Source organism: Bradyrhizobium sp. Y36 (assembly GCF_002531575.1).
GTDB lineage: Bacteria > Pseudomonadota > Alphaproteobacteria > Rhizobiales > Xanthobacteraceae > Bradyrhizobium.
The window spans coordinates 188,863-205,150 of the sequence record NZ_NWTI01000009.1 but is presented as its reverse complement, the minus strand read 5'-3'; the positions used below and the strand labels follow the sequence as shown (position 1 = coordinate 205,150).

The 16,288-nt window shown below is 66.0% G+C and carries 15 protein-coding genes; 5 read left to right on the top strand and 10 right to left on the bottom strand.

The features are described 5' to 3' along the window. The first annotated feature begins 42 nt into the window (after positions 1-42). The 3 genes from CO669_RS18015 to CO669_RS18005 are packed head-to-tail and all read left to right on the top strand — an operon-like array spanning position 43 to position 3,431. On the top strand, positions 43-534 hold the full coding sequence (locus tag CO669_RS18015) for a YaiI/YqxD family protein (RefSeq protein ID WP_097661186.1): 492 nt from the start codon (positions 43-45) through the stop codon (positions 532-534). Between the two features lie 2 nt (positions 535-536). After that, positions 537-2,348, top strand: coding sequence for an ABC-F family ATP-binding cassette domain-containing protein (locus CO669_RS18010; protein WP_097661184.1), 1,812 nt, complete (start codon positions 537-539; stop codon positions 2,346-2,348). 3 nt (positions 2,349-2,351) lie between these two features. Further along, on the top strand, positions 2,352-3,431 hold the full coding sequence (locus tag CO669_RS18005; RefSeq protein ID WP_097661182.1) for a D-TA family PLP-dependent enzyme: 1,080 nt from the start codon (positions 2,352-2,354) through the stop codon (positions 3,429-3,431). A 108-nt stretch (positions 3,432-3,539) separates the two neighbouring features. Here CO669_RS18005 and CO669_RS18000 read toward each other — a convergent pair whose 3' ends face one another. From CO669_RS18000 to CO669_RS17965, 8 genes are all read right to left on the bottom strand, one after another. Beyond that, positions 3,540-4,760, bottom strand: a complete 1,221-nt coding sequence (locus CO669_RS18000) for a BaiN/RdsA family NAD(P)/FAD-dependent oxidoreductase (protein WP_097661217.1) — start codon at positions 4,758-4,760, stop codon at positions 3,540-3,542. Then, positions 4,757-5,674, bottom strand: a complete 918-nt coding sequence (locus tag CO669_RS17995; RefSeq protein ID WP_097661180.1) for an SDR family NAD(P)-dependent oxidoreductase — start codon at positions 5,672-5,674, stop codon at positions 4,757-4,759. Before CO669_RS17995 ends, CO669_RS18000 begins: the two co-directional genes overlap by 4 nt. A 226-nt stretch (positions 5,675-5,900) precedes the next feature. Continuing rightward, entirely contained in the window at positions 5,901-6,380 is a 480-nt protein-coding gene (locus CO669_RS17990) for a MaoC family dehydratase (RefSeq protein WP_097661178.1), read from the bottom strand. Beyond that, the gene (locus tag CO669_RS17985; protein ID WP_097661176.1) at positions 6,381-8,114 is read right to left on the bottom strand and encodes an AMP-binding protein; all 1,734 of its coding nucleotides are present in this window, start codon (positions 8,112-8,114) and stop codon (positions 6,381-6,383) included. 128 nt (positions 8,115-8,242) lie between these two features. Then, complete coding sequence (gene mmsB / locus CO669_RS17980) at positions 8,243-9,160, bottom strand: 3-hydroxyisobutyrate dehydrogenase (RefSeq protein ID WP_283806796.1); 918 nt, start codon at positions 9,158-9,160, stop codon at positions 8,243-8,245. Further along, positions 9,156-10,223: an enoyl-CoA hydratase/isomerase family protein gene (locus CO669_RS17975; protein WP_097661173.1), complete on the bottom strand. Its 1,068-nt coding sequence runs from the start codon at positions 10,221-10,223 to the stop codon at positions 9,156-9,158. Before CO669_RS17975 ends, mmsB begins: the two co-directional genes overlap by 5 nt. Further along, on the bottom strand, positions 10,220-11,365 hold the full coding sequence (locus CO669_RS17970) for an isobutyryl-CoA dehydrogenase (RefSeq protein WP_097661171.1): 1,146 nt from the start codon (positions 11,363-11,365) through the stop codon (positions 10,220-10,222). Before CO669_RS17970 ends, CO669_RS17975 begins: the two co-directional genes overlap by 4 nt. Positions 11,366-11,388: 23 nt before the next feature. Next, positions 11,389-12,885, bottom strand: coding sequence for a CoA-acylating methylmalonate-semialdehyde dehydrogenase (locus CO669_RS17965; protein ID WP_097661169.1), 1,497 nt, complete (start codon positions 12,883-12,885; stop codon positions 11,389-11,391). 102 nt (positions 12,886-12,987) lie between these two features. Between CO669_RS17965 and CO669_RS17960 the strand changes: the two genes are divergently transcribed. Continuing rightward, on the top strand, positions 12,988-13,896 hold the full coding sequence (locus CO669_RS17960) for a LysR family transcriptional regulator (protein WP_097661167.1): 909 nt from the start codon (positions 12,988-12,990) through the stop codon (positions 13,894-13,896). A gap of 3 nt (positions 13,897-13,899) precedes the next feature. On the opposite strand, the gene CO669_RS17955 is transcribed toward CO669_RS17960, so the two are convergent. Continuing rightward, positions 13,900-14,517 carry a TetR/AcrR family transcriptional regulator gene (locus tag CO669_RS17955; protein ID WP_097661166.1) on the bottom strand — a complete coding sequence of 206 codons (618 nt, stop codon included), beginning with the start codon at positions 14,515-14,517 and terminating at the stop codon, positions 13,900-13,902. 64 nt (positions 14,518-14,581) lie between these two features. After that, a complete protein-coding gene (locus CO669_RS17950; protein WP_097661164.1) occupies positions 14,582-15,115 on the bottom strand; it encodes a PaaI family thioesterase in 534 nt (177 codons plus the stop codon). Positions 15,116-15,270: 155 nt separating this feature from the next. Here CO669_RS17950 and CO669_RS17945 point away from each other — a divergent pair, with 155 nt between their 5' ends. Continuing rightward, positions 15,271-16,041 carry an enoyl-CoA hydratase gene (locus CO669_RS17945; RefSeq protein WP_097661162.1) on the top strand — a complete coding sequence of 257 codons (771 nt, stop codon included), beginning with the start codon at positions 15,271-15,273 and terminating at the stop codon, positions 16,039-16,041. Positions 16,042-16,288 lie beyond the last annotated feature (247 nt).

Below are 16,288 nucleotides of genomic sequence, written 5' to 3'. Positions count from 1 at the left end.
ATCCCCTCGCCTTTGCGGCCCGAATGGGGTACCACGCGGCGAATGACTGACACCCCCACCCGCATCTATGTCGATGCCGACGCCTGCCCGGTGAAGGACGAGATCTACCGCGTCGCGCTCCGGCACGGCGTGCCCGTCAGCGTCGTCGCCGGCAATTTTATCCGCGTGCCCCACGATCCCCTGATCGAGCGCATCGCCGCGGGCCCGGGCATGGACGCGGCCGATGATTGGATCGCCGAACGCGTCAGGCCCGGCGACGTCGTGGTGACCTCGGACATCCCGCTGGCGAGCCGCTGCGTCAAGGCCGGCGCCGACGTGATCGCCCCGAACGGCAAGCCATTCACGGAAGAGTCGATCGGCATGACGCTGGCGGTGCGCAACCTGATGACGGATCTGCGCTCGGCCGGCGAGGTCACCGGCGGCCCGCGTTCGTTCGCGCCCCGCGACCGCTCCGCTTTCCTCTCGGCGCTCGACCAGACGCTGCGCCGGATCCAGCGCCGCCGCGCCGATCAGGCCGCAACGAGCCAAGGCTGATCATGGCGCCCCCGCTGATCCAACTCAAGGACATCAGGCTGACGTTTGGCGGCACGCCGCTGCTGTCGGGTGTCGAACTCAACGTCGCGCCGGGCGAGCGCGTCTGCCTGATCGGCCGCAACGGCTCCGGCAAGTCGACGCTGCTCAGAATCGCGGCCGGCCTTGTCGAGCCCGACGGCGGCACCCGCTTCGTGCAGCCCGGCGCCACCGTGCGCTATCTGCCGCAGGAACCCGACTTCGGCGACCACAAGACCACGCTCGCCTATGTCGAGTCCGGGCTGGCGCCCGGCGACGACCAGCACCAGGCGCGCTATCTGCTGGAGCAGCTCGGCCTCACCGGAGACGAGAACCCGCACAACCTCTCGGGCGGCGAGGCGCGCCGCGCGGCGCTGGCCTTTGTGCTGGCACCCTCGCCCGACATTCTGCTGCTCGACGAGCCGACCAACCATCTCGATCTCGCCACCATCGAATGGTTGGAACAGGAGCTCGACAGCCGCCGCAGCGCCCTGGTGATCATCAGCCATGATCGCCGCTTCCTGACCAATCTGTCGCGCTCCACCGCATGGCTCGACCGCGGCAAGATCAAGCAGATCGACCGCGGCTTTGCCTCGTTCGAAAGCTGGCGCGACGAGGTGCTGGCCGAGGAAGAGCGCGACCAGCACAAGCTCGACCGCAAGATCGTGGACGAGGAGCACTGGCTGCGCCACGGCGTCTCCGGCCGCCGCAAGCGCAACGTCAAGCGGCTCGCCAATCTGCATACGCTGCGCGACCAGCGCCGCAACTATCGCGGCACGGCCGGCACCGCCAGCCTCGCGGCGGCCGAGGCGGAGCAGTCGGGCAAGCTGGTGATCGAGGCCAAGGGCATCACCAAGGCCTATGGCGAGCGCAAGATCGTCGAGAATTTTTCGACCCGCATCCAGCGCGGCGACCGGCTCGGCATCATCGGCCCGAACGGCGCCGGCAAGACCACGCTGGTCAATCTGCTCACCGGTGGCGCAGAGCCGGACTCCGGCACGATCCGTCTCGGCGCCAATCTGGAGACGGCCACGCTCGACCAGCATCGCGAAAGCCTCGATCCCAAATCGACGCTGGCCGAGGCCCTCACCGGCGGCCGTGGCGATCAGATCATGGTCGGCGGCAAGCCGAAGCACGTCGTCGGCTACATGAAGGACTTCCTGTTCGCGCAGGAGCAGCGCGGCACCCCGGTCGAGGTGCTCTCCGGCGGCGAACGCGGCCGGCTGATGCTGGCGCGCGCGCTGGCAAAGCCGTCCAACCTGCTGGTGCTGGACGAGCCGACCAACGACCTCGATCTCGAAACGCTCGACGTGCTCGAGGAGATGCTGGGCGACTACGAAGGCACCGTCATCCTGATCAGCCACGACCGCGATTTCCTCGACCGCGTCGTCACCTCCGTGATCGCGCCCGAAGGTAACGGCAAGTGGATCGAGTATGCCGGCGGCTACAGCGACATGCTCGCGCAGCGTGGTGCCGACCTGAAGCGCGAGTCGGCGAAGGCGCAGGCTCCTGCGGAGAAGAAGGAGGAGCGCGCCGCGGCTCCCTCGTCCGTACCCAAGCGGAAGCTCAGCTTCAACGAGAAGCACGCGCTGGAGACGCTGCCGAAGAAGATGGAGACGCTGCAGGCCGATATCGCCAAGCTGCAGCGCGTGCTGGACGATCCCAATCTTTATGCGAAGGATCGCAAGAAATTCGACGATACCTCGGCCGCCATCGCCAAGGCGCATGACGAACTGTCCGCCGCCGAGGAGCGCTGGCTCGAACTTGAAATGCTCCGCGAAGAGATTGAACAGGCATAACCAATGACCACTCCCCTCGCCGCAAAAATCGCCCGCGAATACGGCACGCCCTGCGCCGTCATCGACATGGACCGGGTCGAGCGCAACATCGCGCGGATCCAGAAGGCCTGCGACGACGCCGGAATCGCCAACCGGCCGCACATCAAGACGCACAAGAATCCGACCATCGCCAAGATGCAGGTCGCCGCCGGCGCCAAGGGCATCACCTGCCAGAAGATCGGCGAGGCCGAGATCATGGCCAATGCCGGCATCGACGACATCCTGATCAGCTACAATCTCCTCGGCGAAGAGAAGATGGCGCGTCTCGGCGCGCTGAATGCCAAGACCAGCATGACAGTCGCCGCTGACAATTCGACCGTCGTCGCGGGGCTGCCCAAGGCCGCCGCGGCGTCCGGCCGCCCGCTCTCGGTCGTGGTCGAGTGCGATACGGGGCGCAAGCGCGCCGGTGTCGAGACCCCGGCCGAGGCGATCGCGCTCGCGCGCGAGATTGCCGCGTCCAAGGGACTCACCTTTGCCGGCTTCATGATGTATCCGACCGAGACCGGCTGGGGCGATGCGCAGAAGTTCTACGACGAAGCTCTGGCCGGCGTACGCGCGCACGGCCTGGACGCCAAGATCGTCTCGACCGGCGGCACGCCGAACCTCGTCAACATCGGCAAGCTCAAGGGCGGCACCGAGCACCGCTTCGGCACCTACATCTACAATGACCGCATGCAGGTCGCGGCGGGCTCAGCGACCTGGGACGACTGCGCGCTGCACATCTATTCGACTGTGGTGAGCCGCGCCGCGCCCGAGCGCGGCATCCTCGATGCCGGGTCCAAGACGCTGACCACGGACACGGGCGGCCTCGACGGCCACGGCCTGATCCTGGAGCACCCCGAAGCCAAGATCGCGAAATTCGCCGAGGAACACGGTTTCCTCGACCTCTCCCGCAGCAACACCCGCCCCAACGTCGGCGACGTCGTCCGCATCGTGCCGAACCACGTCTGCGTCGTCGTCAACATGATGGACGAGGTGGTGATGGTGCGCGGCGAGGAGATCATCGGCACGCTGCCCGTGGCGGCGCGGGGGAAGCTGCGGTAGGGGCAAACTGCCGTAGGGTGGGCAAAGCGAAGCGTGCCCACGACTTGCCATCCCGGTTGCAAAAGATCGTGGGCACGGCGCTTCGCGCCTTTGCCCACCCTACGATTTCTACGATGGGCCGAGCCAGCTCAACACGCCCCTGCCTGCGGCAGCCCCCGTAGCAAACGACGCCTGCAGCAGATAACCGCCGGTTGGCCCTTCCCAGTCCAGCATCTCGCCGGCGGCGAACACGCCCGGCAGCTTGCGGATCATGAAGTCCGCGTCGAGCTCGTCAAACGAAAGGCCCCCTGCCGTCGAGATCGCGCGGTCGATCGAGGCAACGCCGGAGAGCCGAACCGGAATGGTGTTGATCAGGTGTGCGAGCTCGGCCGGCGAGAACGAGGCCAGCGGCCGGCCGGATGCAATCGCAGCCTCCTGCATCAGACCAATCCCGACCGGCGACACTTGCGCGGCCTTGCGCAGGAAGTTCGCGAGCGATTGCTTGCCACGCGTCCCAGACAGCCGCACGGTCAGCGCGGCCGTGTCGAGATCAGGCCGCAACGCGATCGTCAACGTCGCCTGCCCGAGACCCAGCACCGCCTCGCGCAGCTCCGCCGACAGCGCGTAGATCGCGCCACCTTCGATGCCGCTGCGCGTGATCATCGCCTCGCCGCGCACCGTGTGAGCTCCGATCGTCAGCGCCACGCCCTTGAGCGGCTGGCCTTCGAAGCGATCGCGGAACACATTTGACCAGGCGACCGTGAATCCGGAATTGGCCGGCCGCAGTCTTGAGATGGCGATGCCCTTGGCAGCGAGGAGTTCGACCCAGCCACCATCCGAGCCGAGCCGCGGCCAGCTTGCTCCGCCAAGCGCCAGCACGGTCGCATCGGCAGCGGCGGCGGCAACGCCGTCCGGCGTTCGAAACAGCAAGCGCCCCTCGCCGTCCCAACCGGTCCAGCGATGGCGGAAGGCAAAGCGTACGCCCGTGGCATCGAGCCGCCGCAGCCAGGCGCGCAGCAAGGGTGAGGCCTTGAACGCCTTCGGAAACACGCGCCCGCTGCTGCCGACGAAGGACGGCTCGCCCAGCGCCTCGCTCCAGGACCGGAGCGCATCCGGCGAAAAGGCGTCGATTGCGGCTTGCAGCTTCGGTGCGGCCTCGCGATAGCGCGCCATGAACTGCGGCAGCGGCTCGCTGTGGGTGAGGTTGAGCCCGCCCCGGCCCGCCATCAGGAATTTGCGCCCCGCGGACGGCATCGCGTCATACACGGTGACGCGCGCGCCGCCCTGCGCCAGCAGCTCCGCCGCCATCAGCCCGGCGGGACCGGCACCGATGACGGCGACGTCGGTCAGAGCTTGATCCCCGCCCGCGCCGCGGCCTGCGCCACGTATTTCTGGGTCTGCTCGAACGCGCCGGTCAGCGCCTTCGCCTTCGACATGTCGCTGATCTCCGCGAAATGCGCAGCAACCGCGTCCGGTGTCCATTCGGACTCCGGCAAGTTGATGCCTTCGCTCTCCAGGATCTTGATGACCGCGAAGGAGCCGGCGCCGGCGCCCATGATGGTGCGGGTCGGCGCGTCCTCGCTGAGCATGTACTCGACCGCGGGCGTGATCGCGTTCGGCTTCATCAGCTGCAGCGCCTGCGGCGGCAGCAGCTCCTCGGTCATGCGGGTCGCCGCCGTCGGCGAGATGATGTTGACGCGGATGTTGGTCTTGCGGCCCTCTTCCGCGAGCACGTTCATCAGGCCGACCATGCCCGACTTGGCCGCGCCGTAATTGGCCTGGCCGAAATTGCCGTAGAGGCCGGAGGACGACGTCGTCAGCACGATGCGGCCGTAGTTGCGGTCGCGCATGCCGGCCCAGGCGGCCTTGCAGCAATAGAACGTGCCGACCAGATGCACGTCGAGCACCTTCTGGAAATCGGCCGCTTCCATCTTGCCGAACGACTTGTCGCGCAGGATGCCGGCATTGGCGCACATGAGATCGACGCTGCCCCACTCCTTGGTGGCGCGCTCGACCATGGCGGTGACCTGCTCGAAATTCGAGACGTCGGCGCCGTCGGCCATCGCGGTGCCGCCGGCTTTGCGGATCTCCTCGACCACGGCTTCGGCGGGCGACAGCGAGCCGCCGGTGCCGTCACGCGCGCCGCCGAAATCGTTGACGACGACCTTGGCGCCGCGGCTGGCGAGCCCCAGCGCATGCGCCTTGCCGAGACCATTGCCTGCGCCGGTGACGATGGCGACACGTCCGTCGAACCTGATTGCCATTGTGCAATTCCTGCTTCTTCTTCCTTCTCCCGTTGTGGGAGAAGGTGGCGCGAAGCGCCGGATGAGGGGTCTCTCGCAACAGATGCGCTCGCGGAGAGAGACCCTCACCCGGCTTCGCGTTTCGCGAAGCCAACCTCTCCCACGAGGGGACAGGGTGAGAGCGCTCCGCACGAGATTTCGACAGCTTTTGAGCAGCGATGGAGGGCTTGGTCAAGCCCGCTCAAGCCTACGCGAAATAGATCAGACCCAGCCATTCGGCGACCAGGGCCGGCTTGTCCTCGCCTTCGATCTCCACCGTCACGTTGGTACGGGACTGCAGCTCGTTCGGCTTACGCAGCTTGGCTTCCGCCAGCACGAAACGGCCGCGGATGCGCTTGCCCGAGCGCACCGGGGAGATGAAGCGCAGCTTGTCGAAGCCGTAATTGACGCCCATCGTGGTGCCGGCAATCGCCGGCATCACCTCGTACGACATCACCGACAACATCGACACGGTCAGGAAGCCGTGCGCGATGGTGGTGCCGAACGCCGTCTCCTTCCTGGCTCTTTCCGGATCGACGTGGATGAACTGATGGTCCTCGGTCACGTCGGCATAGGTATTGATGCGGGGCTGGTCGATCAGATGCCAGGACGACACGCCGATCTCCTTGCCGACCAGGGCCTGATAGGCCTCGAGCGTGATCGGCGGCGACTTCCAGATTTGGTTCACTTAGGTCTCACTCCGTGTTTTCGACAGCTCCGGAAAATCCTCCTCGCGGAATTCCCGGCCGCGCAGCGGATCGTCACGATCATCGTCGCGTTCGAGCCGTCGTAGCTGCACGCGGCGGATTTTGCCAGAGATCGTCTTCGGCAGCTCGGTGACGATTTCGAGGCGGCGGATGCGCTTGAACGGGGCGAGGCGCGCATGCAGGTGCCTGAAGATGGACAGCGCCGTTTCCGGCGTCCGCTCCGTGCCGGAAGTCAGCAGCACGAACGCCTTGGGGATCGCAAGGCGGATCGGGTCCGGGCTCGGCACGACCGCGGCTTCCGCGACCAACTCGTGCTCGAGCAGCACGCTCTCCAGCTCGAACGGGCTGATGCGGTAATCGGATGACTTGAAGACGTCGTCGGAACGGCCGACGAAGGTGAGATAGCCCTCATCATCCTCGAACACGACGTCGCCGCTGCGATAGAGCTCGCCCTCGGCACCGGACAGCTTGCCGTCGTCGCCCTGATAGCCCTGCATCAGGCCGGCGGGCCGCTCGGAGCCGAGCACCAGCGTCACCTCGCCCTCCTTTGCCTTGTTGCCGTCTGCATCGCTGATCTGCACGCGATAGCCGGGCAGCGGCCGGCCCATCGAGCCGATCTTGATCTTCTGGCCCGGCGAGTTGCCGGCCAGCGCGGTCGTCTCGGTCTGACCGTAGCCGTCGCGGATGGTGAGGCCCCAGGCCGCCCGCACCTGGTCGATCACTTCAGGGTTCAGCGGCTCGCCGGCGCCGCAGACTTCGCGCAAGGCCACCTTGAACGAAGCAAGGTCCTCCTGGATGAACAGCCGCCACACCGTCGGCGGCGCGCACAGCGTGGTGACCCCGCAGCGGCCGATGGTGGCGAGCAGGCCTTTTGCATCGAAGCGCGGCTGGTTGACCACGAAGACGGTGGCGCCCGCATTCCACGGCGCGAAGAAGCAGCTCCAGGCGTGCTTGGCCCAGCCGGGCGAAGAGATATTGAGATGGACGTCGCCGGGCTTCAGCCCGATCCAGTACATGGTCGAGAGATGGCCGACCGGATAGCTGCGCTGGCTGTGCCGGACGAGTTTTGGTTTCGCCGTGGTGCCCGAGGTGAAATAAAGCAGCATCGGGTCATCGGCGTTGGTCGGGCCGTCCGCGCTGAAACTCTCGGACGTCTTTGCCGCATCATCGTATGACAGCCATCCGTCGGAGGCGTTGCCGACCACGATGCGAATGACGTTCTCCGCGCCAAGGTTTGTAAATTCAAGACTTGCGAATTTCGCGACCTGGTCCTGTGCGGCAACGACCGCCTTCGCCTTGCCGCGGTCGAGGCGGTCGCGGAGTTCATCCGCGGTGAGCAGCGTGGTCGCCGGGATCACGACGACGCCGAGCTTCATCGCCGCCAGCATGGTCTCCCACAGCGGAACCACATTGCCGAGCAGCAGCAGGAGATGATCGCCGCGCTTCAGGCCCTGCGCGCGGAGGAAGTTTGCGACCTGGTTCGAGCGCTTCGAGAGCGCCGAGAAAGAGAGCTTTGTCTGCCGGTCCTGCGCGGCGTCGACGATCCAGAGCGCGGGGCGATCCCTGCTCTCTGCGTTCGCCGCCAGCTCGGCGTCGAACCAGTCGAGCGCCCAGTTGAAAGGAACCGGATCGGGCCAGCGGAAGTCTCTGACCGCTGTCTCGTAGTCGGCGCGGTGTTGCAGAAGGAACGCGCGTGCTTCCTGAAATGTCGTCATGATCCGGGCCCGTCGAATTGACTTTCGAGCGTAGCCCGGATGGAGCGAAGCGCAATCCGGGGGCCGCTACCACAATGGAAGCAGCTGTCCCGGATTTCGCTTCGCTCCATCCGGGCCACGAAGCCCCGCTATTTTCCAGCGAGGCTGCGAACGTGCTTGATAATTCCGGAAAAATCCACCCCGCCCTGGCCGGCTGCGTCGAAAGACTGATAGATCTCCTGCGCATGCTTGCCGAGCGGCGTGGCCGCGCCGGCGGCCTTGGCCGCGTCCTGCGCCAGCGTCAGATCCTTCACCATCAGCGCCGAGGCGAAGCCCGGCTTGTAGTCGTTGTTGGCGGGCGAGGTCGGCACCGGGCCCGGCACCGGGCAATACGTCGTCAGTGACCAGCACTGGCCCGAGGAGGTCGAGGCGACGTCGAACAGCGCCTGGTGCGAGAGGCCGAGCTTCTCGCCGAGCGCGAAGGCTTCGCTGACCGCGATCATGGAGATGCCGAGGATCATGTTGTTGCAGATCTTGGCCGCCTGCCCCGCGCCGGCGCCGCCGCAATGGACGATCTTCTTGCCCATGTTTTCCAGCACGGGCTTGGCCGCAGCAAATGCCTTGTCCTCGCCGCCGCACATGAAGGTGAGCGTGGCGCCCTTGGCGCCGCCGGTGCCGCCGGAGACCGGCGCATCGACCGAGAGCACGCCGTTCTTGGCGGCCAGCGCATGCGCTGCCCGCGCGCTCTCGACGTCGATGGTGGAGCTGTCGATGATCAGCGCGCCCTTGGTCATGGCGGGAACGACCTCGTTCCAGACGCCCAGCACATGCTTGCCTGCGGGGAGCATGGTGACGACGACGTCGGCGCCCTTCACCGCGCCCACGGCACTGTCGGCAATGCCGGCGCCATCGGCCTTGGCCTGATTGCGCGAGGCTTCGACGAGATCGAACGCCACCACCTTGTGGCCGGCCTTGACGAGGTTGGCCGCCATCGGGCCGCCCATATTGCCCAGACCAATGAATGCGATCGTGGCCATTGTCGTTTCCTCCGCTGTCCCTTGGTTAATTGAACTTCAGCTCGTCCGCGCCGATCTCGGCGAGATAGGGCGCCAGCATCTCCGGCGTCACCTCCTCTATGCGCGGCGGCGACCAGGTCGGGTTACGGTCCTTGTCGATCACGGCGGCACGCACGCCCTCGCGAAAATCGTCGCTGCGGAAGACTTCCAGCGCGGCGCGATATTCTCGCACCAGGCATTCCTCGAGGCTCGACGAGGCGCGCGCGAGCCGCAGCAGCTTCAGCGTCACCACCATGCCGCGCGGCGATTTTTCGTTGAGCGTCTTCAGCGTCGCCAGCGCAAACTCCGAGCCGTCGCGCCCCAGCGCCGCGACGATGTCCTCCATGCGGTCGAAGCCGAACAGCGCATCGATGACAGGCTCCTTCGCAGCCACCGGTCCCGCAGACTCGCCGGTCGCAAAGCCGCCGACGAGCTTGCTGACATCGGCGGCGGTCGCACCCGGACGGACCTTCGTCAGCGCCTCGCGCAGCTCCGGGAGTTTCGCCGCCGGCACAACCCAATCGGCGAACTTCGCGTGGATCGCGTCCGGCCCGTTCATGGTCTGGCCAGTCAGCCCGAAATAGGTGCCGATCTCGCCCGGCGCATGCGACAGCAGATAGGTGCCGCCGACATCTGGGAAGAAGCCGAGCCCGACCTCGGGCATCGCCAGCCTGGTGCGATCGGTGACGACGCGATGGCTGGCATGGGCGGACAGACCGACGCCGCCGCCCATCACGATGCCGTCCATGAAGGCGACGTAGGGTTTTGGGAACTTCTTGATCCGTGCGTTGAGGATGTACTCCTCGCGCCACAGGATCTTGCCGAGATCGCCATTGACCTTCGAGCTTTCCCAGAGCGTGCGGATGTCGCCGCCGGCACAGAGGCCGCGCTCGCCTGAGCCTTCCAGCAGGATTACGGCAACAGCGGGATCGCCCGCGAAGCGGTCGAGCGCCTTCTCGATGTCGCGAAACATCTCCAGCGTGACGGCATTGATCGCCTTGGGACGGTTGAGCCTGATGATGCCCGCCGCGCCCTCGACGCGGGCGACGAGATCGCCCTCTTCCGCTCCGCTCATCGCGCGCCCTCGATCAGTTTGCGCGCCACGATGAGCCGCATGATTTCATTGGTGCCTTCGAGGATCTGGTGCACGCGCAGATCGCGCACGATCTTCTCGATGCCGTATTCGCTGAGGTAGCCGTAGCCGCCGTGCAGCTGCAGCGCATGGTTGGCGACCTCGAAGCCGACATCGGTGCCGAAGCGCTTGGCCATCGCGCATAGCATGGTGGCGTCGGGGTCCTTGCGATCCAGCGCTGCGGCGGCACGCCACAGGAAGGTGCGCGCGGCCTCGAGCTCGATCGCCATGTCGGCAAGACGGAACTGCAGCGCCTGGAATTCGTCGAGCCGCTTTCCGAACGCCTTGCGCTCCTTCATGTAGGCGCGGGCCTTGTCGAGCGCCGTCTGCGCGCCGCCGAGCGAGCACGCCGTGATGTTGAGGCGGCCGCCGTCGAGGCCGGCCATCGCGATCTTGAAGCCGACGCCCTCCTCGCTGAGCCGGTTCGCAACCGGCACGCGGGCGTTCTCGAATATCACGGCGCGGGTCGGCTGCGCATTCCAGCCCATCTTGCGCTCGTTGGCGCCGAAGGAGACACCCGGCGTCTTGCCGTCGATGACGAGGGTCGAGATGCCGCCGGGACCGTCGCCGCCGGTGCGCACCATCGCGACCAACAGATCCGTGCCGCCGGCGCCGGAGATGAACTGCTTCTGGCCGTTGAGGATGTAATGGTCGCCGTCGCGCACCGCCCGCGTGCGCAGCGCTGCCGCATCCGAGCCGGCCCCCGGCTCGGTCAGGCAGTAACTCGCGATCAGCTCCATCGAACAGAGCTTTGGCAGCCATTTGTGGCGCTGGGTGTCGCTGCCGAAGGCATCGATCATCCAGCTTGCCATGTTGTGAATGGAGATGAAGGCCGACGTGGTCGGGCAGCCCGTCGCCAGCGCCTCGAAGATCAGCGCCGCGTCGAAGCGTGTCATGGCGGAGCCGCCGACATCCTCGCGGATGTAGATGCCGCCCATGCCGAGGGTCGCCGCCTCGCGCATCACGTCGACGGGAAAATGCTTCTCCTCGTCCCAGCGCAGCGCGTGCGGCGCGATCTTCTCCGCCGCAAACGCCAACGCCATGTCGCGCACCGCGACCTGATCCTCGTTCAGAGCGAACTGCATCCCGGCCTCGCTCCTCAAGAGGATCACTTCATCAGCGGGATCGAGAACTCAGCGCCTTCCTTGACGCCGGACGGCCAGCGCGAGGTCACCGTCTTGGTCTTGGTGTAGAAGCGGACCGAATCCGGGCCATGCTGGTTGAGATCGCCGAAGCCCGACTTCTTCCAGCCGCCGAAGGTGTAATAGGCGATCGGCACCGGGATCGGCACGTTGATGCCGACCATGCCGACGTTGACCTTGGCCGCGAAGTCGCGCGCGGCGTCGCCGTCGCGGGTGAAGATGGCAACGCCGTTGCCGTAGTCATGCTCCGACGGCAGCGCCAGCGCTTCCTTGTAGTCGTGCGCGCGCACGACCGAGAGCACGGGCCCGAAGATCTCTTCCTTGTAGATCCGCATGTCCTTGGTGACGTTGTCGAACAGCGAACCGCCGAGATAGAAGCCCTTTTCATAGCCCTGCATCTTGAAGCCGCGGCCGTCGACGGCGAGCGTCGCGCCTTCCTTGATGCCGATGTCGATATAGCTCTTGACCTTCTCGACCGCCTCGCGCGTCACCAGCGGACCGTAATCGGCCGACGGATCGATCGAGGTGCCGATCTTGAGGCTCTCGACGCGCGGGATCAGCTTTTCCATCAGACGGTCGGCGGTGGACTTGCCGACGGGCACGGCAACCGAGACGGCCATGCAGCGTTCGCCGGCCGAGCCGTAGCCGGCGCCGATCAGCGCGTCGACCGCCTGGTCCATGTCGGCGTCCGGCATGATGATGGCGTGGTTCTTGGCGCCACCGAAGCACTGGCAGCGCTTGCCGGTCTGGGCGGCGCGCTCATAGATGTACTGCGCGATCGGGGTGGAGCCGACGAAGCCGACGGCCTTGATGTCGGGATCGTCGAGGATGGCGTCGACCGCTTCCTTGTCGCCGTTGACGACGTTGAGGATGCCGGCCGGCAGGCCCGCTTCCATCATGAGCTCGGCGAGCAGCATCGGCACGCCGGGATCGCGCTCCGACGGCTTGAGGATGAAGGCGTTGCCGCAGGCGATGGCGGGGGCAAACTTCCACATCGGGATCATCGCCGGGAAGTTGAACGGCGTGATGCCGGCGACGACGCCAAGCGGCTGACGCATGGAATAGATGTCGATGCCGGGGCCGGCACCCTCGGTGTACTCGCCCTTCATCAGATGCGGGATGCCGCAGGCGAACTCGGCGACCTCGAGGCCGCGCTGGATGTCGCCCTTGGCGTCCGGTACCGTCTTGCCGTGTTCGCGGGCGAGCAGTTCGGCGAGCTTGTCGTAGTCGCGCTGCACCAGCTCGAGGAATTTCATCATGACGCGGGCGCGGCGCTGCGGGTTGGTCGCGGCCCACTCGGGCTGCGCGGCGCGCGCGTTCTCGACGGCGGCGCGGACTTCGGCCTTGGACGCCAGCGCCACCTTGGCCTGCACGTCACCGGTCATCGGCTCGAAAACGTCGGCGGTGCGGCCAGAGGTGCCCTTTACTTCCTTGCCACCGATGAAATGTCCGACTGAACGCATGGAATGATCTCCTTGAGGCCGAGCTTGAACGCTTTGACAAATCCTATCGACCTGCATTTTATAGGATTCAAGTCTGAGATAATGCACCATAGATGTGCGAAAATGCTGGATCAAGGCGCTATCGACTGGGACGACTTTCGCTTCGTGCTGGCCATCGTGCGGGGCGGCTCGGTTTCGGCTGCGGCAAAACAGCTCGGCGTCGACCATGCCACCGTGATCCGCCGCGTCGATCGGCTGGAGAAGCACCTCTCGGCCAAGCTGTTTGACCGGCGCAAGACCGGTTATCTCCTCACCGAGGCCGGGCAGCGCGTCGCCGACAGCGCCGAAGCCATGGAATCGACCATCGTCGCCAACCAGGAACAGGTCGGCGGCTCGGTAGCGCGGCTGACCGGGACGGTGCGGATCGGCGCCCCCGACGGCTTCGGCACCGCCTTCCTGGCGCCGCGGCTCGCGCCGTTCGCGGACCGCTATCCCGACCTCGACCTGCAACTTGTGGCCACTGCCCGCCTGTTCAGTCTCTCCAAGCGCGAAGCCGATATCGCCATCAGCCTGACCATGCCCAAGGAAGGCCGCATCGTCGGCCGCAAGCTGCTCGACTACCGTCTCGGGCTCTATGCGTCGCCGGCCTATCTCGACCGCTTCCCTGCGATCACGTCACGGCAGGACCTGCCGCAGCACCGCTTCGTCGGCTACATCGAGGAGCTCCTGTTCACGCCGGAGCTCGACTACCTGCCGCAGGTGTCGCCGCGAATCTCCGCGCGCTTCCGCAGCGCCAATCTGATCGCCCAGCTCAACGCCACACTGTCAGGCTTCGGCATCGCGGTGCTGCCGCATTTCATGGCGAGCGATTATCCGCAGCTCAAAGCCGTGCTGCCGGACGAGATTTCGATCACGCGGACGTTCTGGATGCTGATGCACGCCGACAGCAAGGATCTCGCGCGCATACGTGCGGTGGCGGATTACATCGGCGAGATCGTGGAGCGCGAGCGGGCGTTGTTTGCGGGGCGGTAGCGCCTAGCTCTTCGCCTTCTTCGCTGCGGCAGCCTTCGGCTCGCGCTTCGTGCCTTCGAGCGCCGTGTCCCGGCCCGCCTTCAGCACCTCGTCGGACAGTTCGCTGGCGCCGGCGATGCGAGAGAGCAGCATGGTACCAGCCATCGTCGCCAGCGTCGCGATCGCCTGCTTGCGCGCGGCCTTGCGCGGCAGGTTCGGGATGTAGTCCGTCATCAGCTCGATCATCTCATCAAGCTTTCCGGCAAACGCCTTGCGGGCTTTCGGGCTCTCGCGAGCGATCTCGGCGCCCAGCGCGGGAATCGAGCAACCGTGGCCGGGATTGTCCCGGTGCAGCGCCGAGAGGTAGGCCTCTGCGATCAGGGCCAGCCGCTTTTCCGGAGACACCTCATTGGTGATCTTGCGCCAATGCTCCATCGAGCGGTCCATGGCGTAGCCGAAGGCCTCGATCACCAGCGCCTCGCGGGAATCGAAATGCGCGTAGAAGCCGCCATGGGTCAGGCCGGCCTCCTTCATCAGGTCGGCGACGCCAATGCCGTGGGCGCCCTTTTCACGCAGCCGCACGGAGGCCTTCCTCACGATGCGGTCGTGGGTTTCCTGCTTGTGTTCCCGGGAGTAGCGCATGCGGTTCTCATTGGATGTCGATGGTCATCTCATAACACGCCAATCACGAAATGGGTGCATTAATTCATGTTAAGTTGCTTCCGATCATGGAAAACGTTGCGGTTGCATGCACCGCAAGGGCCCCCTTGCCGTCGCGGACGAAGCCTTCGGTGTAGCTGGTCTGCCGCCCCAGCTTGATCACCTTACCTTCGGCCGAAATCAGCCCGGAACGGACCGAGAGCGGACGCAGGAACGTCATTTTCAGGTCGAGGGTCACCGAGCTCTGACCGGCCTCGAGCCGGGTCGAAATGGCACAGCCCATGGCGGTATCGAGCAGCGCCGCGGCGGTCGCGCCGTGAATCAGGCCGATGGTGTTTTCGAGGTCCTCGCGCGGCTCCAGTTCCATGACGATCCGCCCCGGCTCGACAGCGGCCATGGTGAAGCCGATCAGTTTCGCGAAAGGCGGCGGCGGCAGCCGGCCGTCGCGAATCCCGAGCATGGCATCCATGCCGGACAGGGCCATCGCCGCTTTTGCGACCGGCGCAGGCACCTGCCACTCCACCACGCGCTCACGCCGCTGCGCCGGCGAAAACAGGTCGGATTGATCGATGTTCGTCATGCGCACCTCTTTGTATGATGTACATCATGCTATGCTACGGACTTCGCCCTGGCAACTCCGCCCCTCCTGCCCGCTTGACAAGCCGGGGGTTTCAGCCCGGAAGTGATCCCGATCGGCGCGCTTTGCCGCGTCCACGAACCCTTCGAGATCTGACGATGGAAATGCTCAACCACCATTGCGGCGTGACGCGCGATACGCGTGGCGTCGTCCATGTCGCGATCTGCAACGCCGGCCCGCTCAACATTCTCGGCTCGCCGGTGACCGAGGCCGTGCGCGATGGCCTGCAGCAGCTTTCCTCCGACCGCACCATCCGCGTCGTGGTGCTGCGCGGCCAGAGCGAGAAGAGCATGATCGGCGGCGCCGACATCAAGGAGATGGCGAAGCTCGACCAGGCATCGGCCGAAGCCTTCATCAGCCGCCTGCGCGATCTCTGCGAGGCGGTGCGCCAATTCCCCGCGCCCGTGATCGCGCGCATGCCGGGCTGGTGCCTCGGTGGCGGGCTGGAAGTGGCGGCTGCCTGCGATTTCCGCATTGCCGCGCATGATGCCCATTTCGGCATGCCGGAGGTGCGCGTCGGCATTCCCTCGGTGATCCACGCCGCACTGCTGCCGCGGCTGATCGGCTGGGCCCGCGCGCGCTGGCTGGTGATGACGGCGGAGAACATCGACGCGCCCACGGCGCTCGCCTGGGGCCTTATCGACAAGGTCGCGGCCGAAGGCGGGCTCGATGCCGAGGTCGAGCACGTCGTGACGGCGCTGCTCGCATGCGGTCCCGAAGCGCTGCGCTCGCAGAAGGCGCTGCTGCGGCAATGGGAGGAGCTGCCGCTGACGGAATCGGTGAATCTGAGCGTGAAGGTATTTGGCGAGTCGTTCCTGACCGACGAGCCGACGCGGCTGATGGGCGCGTTCGTGAACCGGAAGCGGTAGGTTCTGCGGCGCTGAAAGGGCTCTCTCCCGACTGACGGTGTCATGCCCCGCGAAGGCGGGGCATCCAGTACGCCGCGGCCTCCCGGATCCAGCCGCGCCGCCTCTGGAATACTGGGTTGCCCGCTTTCGCGGGCAATGACAGCGAGGATCGAACGACCAAATCTCATCCTCACCACGACATTTTCTCATCCCACCCGCGGGTTGCATTTTTTGCGCCGCATCATATGATGATCATCATCTTACATGT